Origin of the sequence: Devosia sp., from assembly GCF_040509215.1 — a bacterium.
Taxonomy (GTDB): Bacteria; Pseudomonadota; Alphaproteobacteria; order Rhizobiales; family Devosiaceae; genus Devosia.
The window spans coordinates 1-9,467 of sequence record NZ_JBEVLL010000325.1 but is presented as its reverse complement, the minus strand read 5'-3'; the positions used below and the strand labels follow the sequence as shown (position 1 = coordinate 9,467).

Annotated in this window: 9 protein-coding genes, 1 tRNA gene and 1 other annotated feature; of the genes, 5 read left to right on the top strand and 5 right to left on the bottom strand. The window is 61.5% G+C overall.

Going from position 1 to position 9,467, the window contains the following annotated elements:
* Positions 1-19 precede the first annotated feature (19 nt).
* A tRNA-Met gene (locus tag ABW043_RS18390) sits at positions 20-96 on the bottom strand.
* Positions 97-333: 237 nt separating this feature from the next.
* Here ABW043_RS18390 and ABW043_RS18385 point away from each other — a divergent pair.
* Positions 334-1,371, top strand: a complete 1,038-nt coding sequence (locus ABW043_RS18385; RefSeq protein ID WP_353922652.1) for an aldo/keto reductase — start codon at positions 334-336, stop codon at positions 1,369-1,371.
* Positions 1,372-1,400: 29 nt separating this feature from the next.
* A complete protein-coding gene (locus tag ABW043_RS18380) occupies positions 1,401-2,132 on the top strand; it encodes a DUF599 domain-containing protein (protein ID WP_353922651.1) in 732 nt (243 codons plus the stop codon).
* Positions 2,133-2,162: 30 nt separating this feature from the next.
* Here ABW043_RS18380 and ABW043_RS18375 read toward each other — a convergent pair whose 3' ends face one another.
* Positions 2,163-3,431 carry an SEL1-like repeat protein gene (locus ABW043_RS18375; RefSeq protein ID WP_353922650.1) on the bottom strand — a complete coding sequence of 423 codons (1,269 nt, stop codon included), beginning with the start codon at positions 3,429-3,431 and terminating at the stop codon, positions 2,163-2,165.
* Between the two features lie 85 nt (positions 3,432-3,516).
* Positions 3,517-4,332: an alpha/beta hydrolase gene (locus ABW043_RS18370; protein ID WP_353922649.1), complete on the bottom strand. Its 816-nt coding sequence runs from the start codon at positions 4,330-4,332 to the stop codon at positions 3,517-3,519.
* Between the two features lie 142 nt (positions 4,333-4,474).
* Here ABW043_RS18370 and ABW043_RS18365 point away from each other — a divergent pair, with 142 nt between their 5' ends.
* Positions 4,475-5,041, top strand: a complete 567-nt coding sequence (locus ABW043_RS18365) for a pseudouridine synthase (RefSeq protein ID WP_353922648.1) — start codon at positions 4,475-4,477, stop codon at positions 5,039-5,041.
* On the opposite strand, the gene ABW043_RS18360 is transcribed toward ABW043_RS18365, so the two are convergent.
* Positions 5,038-6,522, bottom strand: coding sequence for a SulP family inorganic anion transporter (locus ABW043_RS18360; protein WP_353922647.1), 1,485 nt, complete (start codon positions 6,520-6,522; stop codon positions 5,038-5,040). The genes ABW043_RS18365 and ABW043_RS18360 overlap by 4 nt on opposite strands.
* Positions 6,523-6,588: 66 nt before the next feature.
* Positions 6,589-6,644, bottom strand: a sequence feature (sul1 is cis-regulatory element that is thought to sense ions involved in sulfur or methionine metabolism; They are found in Alphaproteobacteria).
* Positions 6,645-7,088: 444 nt separating this feature from the next.
* Between ABW043_RS18360 and bfr the strand changes: the two genes are divergently transcribed.
* Positions 7,089-7,574: a bacterioferritin gene (bfr, locus tag ABW043_RS18355; protein WP_353922646.1), complete on the top strand. Its 486-nt coding sequence runs from the start codon at positions 7,089-7,091 to the stop codon at positions 7,572-7,574.
* Between the two features lie 203 nt (positions 7,575-7,777).
* Complete coding sequence (locus ABW043_RS18350; RefSeq protein WP_353922645.1) at positions 7,778-8,191, top strand: VOC family protein; 414 nt, start codon at positions 7,778-7,780, stop codon at positions 8,189-8,191.
* A gap of 123 nt (positions 8,192-8,314) precedes the next feature.
* On the opposite strand, the gene ABW043_RS18345 is transcribed toward ABW043_RS18350, so the two are convergent.
* Positions 8,315-9,310: an alpha/beta hydrolase gene (locus ABW043_RS18345; protein WP_353922644.1), complete on the bottom strand. Its 996-nt coding sequence runs from the start codon at positions 9,308-9,310 to the stop codon at positions 8,315-8,317.
* Positions 9,311-9,467: the final 157 nt, after the last annotated feature.

Here is a 9,467-nt window from a genome sequence, read left to right as displayed (position 1 = left end):
CTGTCTTGTGGGCCTTTATTGGTTGCGGGAGCAGGATTTGAACCTGCGACCTTCAGGTTATGAGCCTGACGAGCTACCGGGCTGCTCCATCCCGCGTCAATCACTGCGCCTCGGCGCGGTGTGAGGGGTATATAGGGGGTAGTTCCGAAGACCTCAACCCCCAAAGCGGAGGAGGTGACGGTTTTTTGACGTTCAACCGCAACATCAGGAAAATCAGGGCTTTGCAGCGCAAGGCATGTGGAAAACTTCGCCCGAGGCCGTTCCCGTCTTTTCCCCTTCGTGTTGAACGGTCTACCGTCCGTCCGCTGGAAATGAGCATTTGGGGCACCCACCATGGAAATGAAGAAACTCGGCCGTACCGGCATTGAGGTAACCGACATCTGCCTCGGCACCATGACCTGGGGGAGCCAGAATACCGAAGCCGAAGGCCACGCCCAGATCGCCATGGCCCGCGATGCCGGCATCAATTTCATGGACACCGCCGAACTTTACGCCGTGCCCGGCAGCCCCGAAACCTCGGGTCGCACCGAGGAAATCATCGGCAACTGGTTCGCCGCCAACAAGGACCGCGAAAGCTGGGTCCTTGCCAGCAAGATCGGCGGCGGTGGCAATGCGTTCCTCCGCGAGGGCAAGCGCGCCGATGGCGCCTCCATCCGCATCGCTGTCGACGGCAGCCTCAAGCGCCTCAAGACCGACTATATCGATCTCTACCAGATCCACTGGGCCAGCCGCGGCCACTACCACTTCGAAAATTACTGGCGTTACGCCCCGCACAAGCAGGACACCGCCGACATCCTCGCCAATCTCGAGGACATGCTCGAAACCCTTGGCGAACTGGTGAAAGCCGGAAAAATCCGCGCCATCGGCGTCTCCAACGAAACCACCTGGGGCATCACCCAGTGGCTGCGCATCGCCGAGGCCAAGGGGCTGCCGCGCCTTGCCTCGGTGCAGAACGAATACAATTTCCTCCGTCGTCTCTTCGATCATGACCTGGCCGAATTGAGCCACCACGAAGACGTCGGCCTCCTCGCCTATTCCCCGCTCGCCGCCGGCATGCTGACCGGCAAATATCTCGACGGGCAGACGCCCAAGGGCAGCCGCAAGGAATACCAGAAGGGCTTCTGGCGCCAGAACGAGTTCTCCGAAGCGGCGACCCGCGACTACCTGGCCCTTGCCAACAAGCACGGCCTCGACCCCGCCCACATGGCCATCGCCTTCTGCCGCACGCGCCCCTTCATGACCTCGACCATCATCGGCGCCACCAGCACCGAGCAATTGGCCGTCGATCTCGGCGCGGTAAACCTGACGCTCTCGGCAGAAGTGCTCGCCGAGATCGACCTCCTCTTCCGCCGCCACCCCCGCCCGCTATAAGTTGTGATCGATCGCTTCGGGGGCCCGGCATGACGGCAACGCTTTTCACCTCGGTTTTTCCGCTCGTCGCCTATTACGCCTATAATCTCATCGTGCCGCTGATCGAGCGCCGCCGCCCCTCGCTCTCGACCATCATGAACATGCAGCGTCGTCGCTGGGTCACCAATGCGACGCGCCGCGAAAGCCCGTTCGATGCGATCCTCTCGGGCAATATCATGGGCTCGGTGAGCTTTCTTGCTTCGACCTCGGTCCTGCTGGTGCTCGCCGTCTTTGCCGTCTTCGGGCAATTGCCGACGCTGATGGAAACGCTCGGCTCGCTCTCGGTCGATAGCGGCTTCTCGATCGGCGACGTGCAGATCCACCTCATGGTCATGTTGACCATGTTCGTGCTCGCCTTCTTCGCCTTCACCCTGTCGCTGCGCCAGTTCAATCACTACTGCATCATGCTCGGCGCGCTCGAGCATGACCGGATAACCTCCGAAGAAGAAATCGACGCCATCACGCGCATGAATGCGCTCGGCGCCAAGAACTTCAATTCCGGCATCCGCGCCTATTACTTTTCGGTCGCAACCGTCGCCTGGTTCATTTCCGAATGGCTGGCCGTCGCCACCTGCCTCGCCACGGTCCTCGTTCTCGCACACCGCGAATTCTTCTCGACGGCCCACCGCACCGCCGCCTCCGCCGCCGTCATTGCGGCACGCCACCGGAAAAAGCTGGCCGAAGGCGACATCAAAAAAGAAGAAGGCCCCGGCGAGTTCTAGCCGAGGTCTTCTGTCGATTTCTGCGAAAGCCTATTTCGACTTGGTCTTGCCGCCGCCCGAACCAACGCCGCTATTCAGCCGCGCCAGGTTGTCGATCGCGAGCTGATAGCCAAGATCCGCCGACTGCTGATAATAGCTCTTGGCCAGCTCGAGATCGACATCGACCCCGAGACCGTTTTCGTAGATGTGGCCCATATTGTTAAGGCCGATCGGCTGGTTCTCGTCGGCCGCCGTCTGCGTCCACTTGAGGGCCTCGGCATAGTCGACCTCGGTCCCAAGCCCATCCATGTAAAGTAGCCCGAGATTGACCGCGGCCCGCATCTCCCCGCCTTCAGCAGCTTCCTTGTAAAGCTGCAGCGCCTTGGCATAGTCCTGCTTCACCCCGCGCCCGTCTTCATAGAGCAGCGCCAGATTGTGCTTGGCGAGCGCCATGCCCTGGTCCCCGGCGAGCTGATAAAGTTCTGCCGCCTCGGCAACGTCCTTTTCGACGCCCTCACCATTTTCGAGCAGGAACGCGAGATTGTTCTGGCCATACATGTCGCCCGCGTCGGCCGCGAGCCGGTAGAGTTCGACGGCACGTTCGAGGTTGACGTCCTGCCCGAGCCCGTCCTGCAGCACCTTCCCCAGATTGACCTGCGCCGACACATCGCCCTGCGCCACTGCCTTTTCGAACCAGGCTGCGGCCGCCACATAGTCGAGCGGCACGCCCAGGCCTTCTTGATACATCAGCCCCAGATTGGACTGCGCCTTGGCCATGCCTTGCTCGGCGGCCGCGCGATACCAGCGCGCCGCCTGGGTATAATCCTGTTCGACGCCCTCGCCGAAATCATAGGAAAGCCCCATCGAGTTCTGCGCCAGCGCAAAACCAGCTTCGGAGCCCTCGAGCAGCAATTGCGCCCCGCGCTCCATATCGGTGTCGACGCCATCGCCCGTAGTCAGCATGTCGCCATAAATGGCGAGGGCAACCACGTGCCCGCCCTCGGCCGCCTCTTCAAAGAGCGGCACCGCACTCTCGGTATCGCCATCGGCAAAATAGGCGCGGGCCAGCCAGCCCTTGAGCTGGGCGGAATCGGGTTCTTCCTTCAGCGCCTCGGCGCATGCCTTGATCGCCGCGGCAGCGTCGATATCCCAGGTCTCCATCCCGATCGATTCAAAGCCTGCCTCATACTGGCTCGACGCCTCTGCAGCGCAAGCGTCGAACGCCGGACCGGCGAGCGTCGGCACCACTGGCAGCATCAATGCCGAAGCGGCCGAAGTCATCAACAGGGCGGTTCGTTTGGCGATATGATTGGCGTTCAAGGCAGTCTCCCCAGCACGATGGACTTGTCTAAACCCATGTTACGCTGGCGATTGTGGCAAGCAAACGGGGCACACCAAGATTTACTTAAGACCGCGCCAGCGCCGCGGCCAAAAACCCTTTGAGGTCCGACAGAACCGGGGCAATGAAGCGCAAGGGCCGGCCCAAAGCAAGCATCGGCAAGATATGTTCAAGCTTGCCATAATGCTTTTCGCTCACCGTGCCCCCTGCCGCCCGCAGCCGTTCAGCCAACGCGACGGTATTGCGCGGAAGAACGAGCCTGTCCCGATCCCCCGTCGCGAGAAGGAATGGCGGCAGGCCGGCGCGCACAAACTCAATCGGCTGGGTCTCAAGCGGCTCACGCACCGCCCCAAACACCCGCTGGCTGATCGGCCCATCGAAAGGGAAAAAATCATACGGCCCGGAAATGCCGGCAACGGCCCGCAATCGCCCCGCAAGCCCCGACATTTCGAAGAGTTCCGGCTTGAGCGCCAGCATCGCCGCATTATAGGCGCCCGCCGAATGACCGGCGAGCACGATGGCATCCGCGTCTCCGCCCCAAGCGCCGGCATTCTCGGTCACAAACCGGACCGCCGCCGCACAATCCTCCAGAAAAACGGGGTACTCAATTTCCGGCACCAGCCGATAGTCGGGCACCACCACGATATAACCAAGCGCCGCCAGCGCCCGGGCGACAAATTCATAGCCGCCCCTTTCGCCATCGGTCCAACCGCCGCCATAGAAAAAGACGATCACCGGCAAAGGTCCGCTCGGGGTCAAAGGCCCATAGACATCGAGCTTCAGACGTCCATCTGGCAAGAAGGCAGCGCCCTCAACCAGCCGGCGCGAGCCGCGATCTTTCCAACTCAGCGCGTTGACGAGCCCGATCGCAGAAATGGCCATTCTCGTCCTCACGCGCCGCGGCGCTCTAGAAACCTACCGTTGCCGATACGAGCGCCAGCCGGTATCAGATCGCCATGATGCGCAAAAAGCCACACCGGGCCAGCCATAACGCCTGCTCGCGCCCTTTGGGTCCGCGCAACCGATGACCCGCCTCATTCTCCTCAACAAGCCGTTCAACGTGCTCTCGCAGTTTTCCGGCGGCAATCCGGGCGAGACACTGGCCGGTTTCGTCAAGGTGCCCGAAGTCTATCCCGCGGGCCGCCTCGACAAGGACAGCGAGGGCCTTCTTCTTCTGACCGACGACGGCAGATTGCAGGCCGAGATTTCCTCGCCCCGCTTCAAGCTGCCCAAAAACTATCTCGTGCAGGTCGAAGGCATCCCCACCGAGGAAACACTGCAAAAGCTGCGCAAGGGCGTCACCCTCAACGACGGCCCCACGCTCCCCGCCAAGGCAAAGCTGATCGATCCGCCAGACCTCTGGGACCGCAATCCACCAGTGCGCTATCGCAAGAGCGTGCCCGACAGCTGGGTGTCACTCACCATCACCGAGGGCCGCAACCGCCAGGTCCGCCGCATGACCGCCGCCGTGGGTTTCCCCACCCTGCGCCTCGTCCGCTGGCAGATCGGCGACTGGACCGTCGAAGGCCTCGCGCCCGGCGAGTGGCGAGATGCCCCCCTCCCCAAAACTGGACCCAAGTCCCGGGCCTAGTGGCCCAGCACCTTCGCCATGGCATCGGGCCGCTCATGCATGGCAAACTTGTCCATGATGGTGGCGCTGGCCCCATTGAGCCCCAACACCTCGACCTCGACGCCGGCCTTGCGGAATTTCAGAACCACCTTGTCCACGGCATTGACCCCGGTCAGGTCCCAGATATGCGCCCGCGTCAGATCGAGCCGCACCCGCTCCAGCGCCTCCGAAAAATCGAAGGCCTCCAGAAACTCCTCCGCCGAAGCAAAGAACAACTGCCCCTCGACTACATAGTCGCGCACCCTGCCGTCGGCGCTCAGCACCGAACCGACACGGAAAATCTGCGCCACCTTCCAGGCAAAAAAGATTCCTGAGAGCAGCACGCCGATACCAACGCCCAGCGCCAGGTTATGCGTCCCCAGGACGGTGAACACGGTAGCCAGCATGACGACGCTCGACCGCCGCGGATGATGCGCAAGATCGATGAGCGAGCTCCAGCTAAACGTGCCCACCGAGACCATGATCATGATCGCCACCAGCGCCGGCATGGGAATGAGCCCCACCCATTCCCCCAGCACCAGCAGCAGGAACAGCAAAAACGCCCCGGCGACAAAGGTCGAAAGCCGCGTCCGCCCGCCCGATTTCACGTTGATCACCGACTGCCCGATCATGGCGCAGCCACCCATGCCGCCAAAGAGACCGCTGACGATATTGGCAATGCCCTGCCCCACGCTCTCGCGGTTCTTGTCGCTCTTGGTGTCGGTCATCTGGTCAACGATATTGGCGGTGAGAAGGCTTTCAAGCAGGCCCACGGCCGCCACGGCCACCGAGGTCGGAAAAATGATCTGCAGTGTCTCAAAATTGAGCGGCACATCGGGCAGCAGCAGCATCGGCAGCGCATTGGGCAATTCGCCAAGATCCGCCACCGTGCGCGTATCGACCCCGAAAAACAGCGCGATCGCCGTCAGCACCAAAATACAGACGAGCGGCGAAGGCACCGCTTTCGTCACGCGCGGGAAGAGATAAATGACCGCCAGCCCCGCCGCGATCATCGCATAGGTCTGCCAGGTCACCCCGATCAGTTCGGGCAATTGCGCGATGAAGATCAGGATGGCGAGCGCATTGACAAAGCCCGTCATCACCGAGCGCGACACAAAGCGCATGACCGCCCCGATCCGCAGCCAGCCGAGCACAATCTGGATGACACCGGCCAGAATGGTCGCCGCCAGCAGATATTGCAGCCCGTGCTCGCGCACCAGCGAGCCGAACAGCACCGCCGTCGCAGCCGTCGCAGCCGAGATCATGGCCGGGCGCCCGCCGGCAAAGGAGATGACGATGGCGATCACCACCGAGGCATAGAGCCCCACCTTTGGGTCCACCCCGGCAATGATGGAAAAGCCGATGGCCTCGGGGATCAGGGCCAGGGCGACGACAATGCCCGAAAGAATATCGCCACGAATATTGGACAGCCAGTCACGGCGAAGAGTTTGTGAAAAGGACATGGAGAACTCAAGTGCGCTTGCGGTCGGCTCGCTTGGGCGGGCCCGACGGTGAAAAGTCGCTTGCTTGATTGTCCGGCGGATCGGCGGCCGGAAGAGCCACCCGGAATTGCACCGGGTCCAGGATGAGTGGATTTCTAGTGCCAGATTGGCTGAGAGAGGGCAAGGCACGCTTGCGCCTGCACTGCCAAAAGCCAGGGCACGGCAGGCTTCCGCGGCAATTTATGATGTTGACATTCAACTATGTTGGGCGTTTATTGCCGCCCGTTGAGACGACTTTCCGGCCCCACCAATGCTTGTCTGCCAGTGCAATATGATCACTTCGCAAGAGATCGAGAACATCGTTCTTGATCTTCTCAAGGCTGATCCCTGGCAATTGGTGGTGCCCGCAAAGGTCTATTCTGAGCTCAACCGACGTGCGAAATGCGCGGGCTGCGTGCCGAATGTGGTGGACATTATCGTCCAGGTCACAGAGAATTATCACGCCCAAAATGCCCATCCACCTGGGGACGTTCTCACGTTCCAGACTGGGCTAGAAAAGCTCAAGCAGCAACGCAGTGGAGTACGTCGTGAAAGGCGAAGCACAAGTCATCGAGCGGCTTAACGAAGCCCTTTTTCTCGAACTCGGCGCCGTCAACCAGTATTGGGTGCATTTCCGCCTGCTGGATGATTGGGGCTATAAAAAGCTTGCAGCCAAGGAACGCGCTGAATCCATCGAAGAGATGCATCACGCCGACCGGCTGATCGAGCGCATCATTTTCCTTGAAGGCCATCCGAACTTGCAGCGCGTTGCGCCGCTCCGAATCGGCCAGACCATCAAGGAAGTTCTGGAAGCCGACCTTGCCGGCGAATATGACGCCCGCGCCGCCTACAAGGCGAGCCGCGAGCTCTGTGAACAGCTTGGCGACTATGTTTCCAAGAACCTGTTCGAGGCCCTGCTCACCGACGAGGAAGGTCATATCGATTTCCTCGAAACCCAGCTCGATCTTCTCGACAAGATCGGCCCGGAAAAGTACGGCCAGCTCAATTCGGCCTCGGCCGACGAAGCCGAATAATTTCCTGGCATCGCACGGATACTGGAGCCCCGGTTTCCGTTCAGCGTTGCCCAGATGGCCCCAAGGAACGCCCGGCTCGCCCGGGCGTTTTGCTGTCCGGATTTCCCTCCCACGGGTCATTCCCGCGAACGCGGGAATCCCTAATTACACCGAATTCTTTCGAGGATGGCGTCGCAAAGAGCGCGCAAGCAAAGAGGAAGAAGATGACCTTTCACACCGGCCGCCTCATCGACCATGTGCACCTGCGGGCACACGATTTCGAAAAGACGCTGAAGTTCTACAAGGCCGTCTTTGCCGTGCTCAACATTCCCATCACTGCCTCGGGCAAGAACTGGTTCCAGGTCGATGAGCTTTTCGTCGACGAAACCGAGGGTGATATCCTCCCCAGCCACGTCCACCTCGCCTTCCAGGCCAAGGACCAGGCGACCGTCGACGCCTTTTATGAAGCCGCCCTCGCCGCCGGCGGTACCGACAATGGCGCACCGGGCGAACGCGACTATCACCCAGGCTACTACGGCGCCTTCGTCATCGATCCCGACGGCAACAATATCGAAGCCGTCTTCCACGGCCCCAACAAACGCTCGGCCCCCTCGGTGGTTATCGAGCCGCTACGCTGAGCCCGCCAGCAAGCAACAGGCTCCTCGAGAGTCGTCATTGCCGGGCCTGTCCCGGCAATCCATCTCGCCTCCGCAAGGACCACCCGGACGAACCTGGTGGTGAAGAGCAGGTATTGCCGCCCCTCACTCCTCGATCGGCTGGAACATTGAGTTGAGCTGCGACACGATCTGGTCCATCGGCGCAATCGCCTCCGGCAACTGCTCCGGCGCGTTCGGCGTCGCCACCACATAGGGCACGCCACTCGGGAAAGCCCCAAACCGCTGGAAGAACCCGACCATGTCGTCGAGCACCGGCATGCGCCAGCGCCACAGCGCGCCCATGGCGATCACCGGCTCCATGTGCCCAAAACCGTCATAATACTGGGTGGTCACCCACACGCCCTGCGCCCGCAGGCGCTCGGCAAAATGATTGGTATTCTGCACCCGCACGATCGGATCGGTCGTGCCGGTCGCCAGATACATCGGGGGCGCCGACGAAGTGATGAGGTTGATCGGCTGCGTACCCTCGGGGTTCGGGGCGCTCCCAAACGCGTCCTTCACCTCTCCATATTCGAACGGATAGAAATCATAGGGGCCCGATAGCGCGGCCACGGCCAGGATCGGCATGGTCACGCCAAATTCCTGGCGATAGGACGGATCGAGCGCCAGCATCACCGCATTGTAGGCGCCGGCCGAATGACCCGCCAGAAACAGCCGGTTCGGATCGCCACCATAGTCGGCGATGTTGTCCTGCACCCAGCGCATCGCGGCGGCACTATCATAGAGGAAGTCGGGAAACCGCACTTCCGGCACCAGCCGATAGTCGGCGATGACGGTAATGAAGCCGCGCGAGGCTAGTGCACGGCCCACGAACTGATAGTCGCTGCGCTCGCCCCGGTTCCAGCCGCCGCCATAGATGAAGAACACCACCGGCGCCGGAGCGCCCCGCTGTTCCGGTCCATAGACGTCGAGCTTGTGCCGCGGCCCATCGGCATAGGCAATGCCATCCCCGATCTTGGCCGTGCCGGCATCCATCGAGGTCGGCAGGTTGAACGGGTCCATCACCGATAGCGCGAAGGCCGGCACCGGCAGGAGAGAAACAAGAACCGCAAGCGCGGCGAGAATACGAAGTCTGGTCATTGGGGAACTGACGATGGTTGGGAGGGCGCCGACACTATGGAAAGCAATGCCGGACATTTTGTGACGTTGGCAGCAAAGGACAGTGATCGCCAATTTCCTCGTCCACGGTCACCACCGGGTGGTCCATACCGAGGCATGAGGATTGTTGAAGACTGGA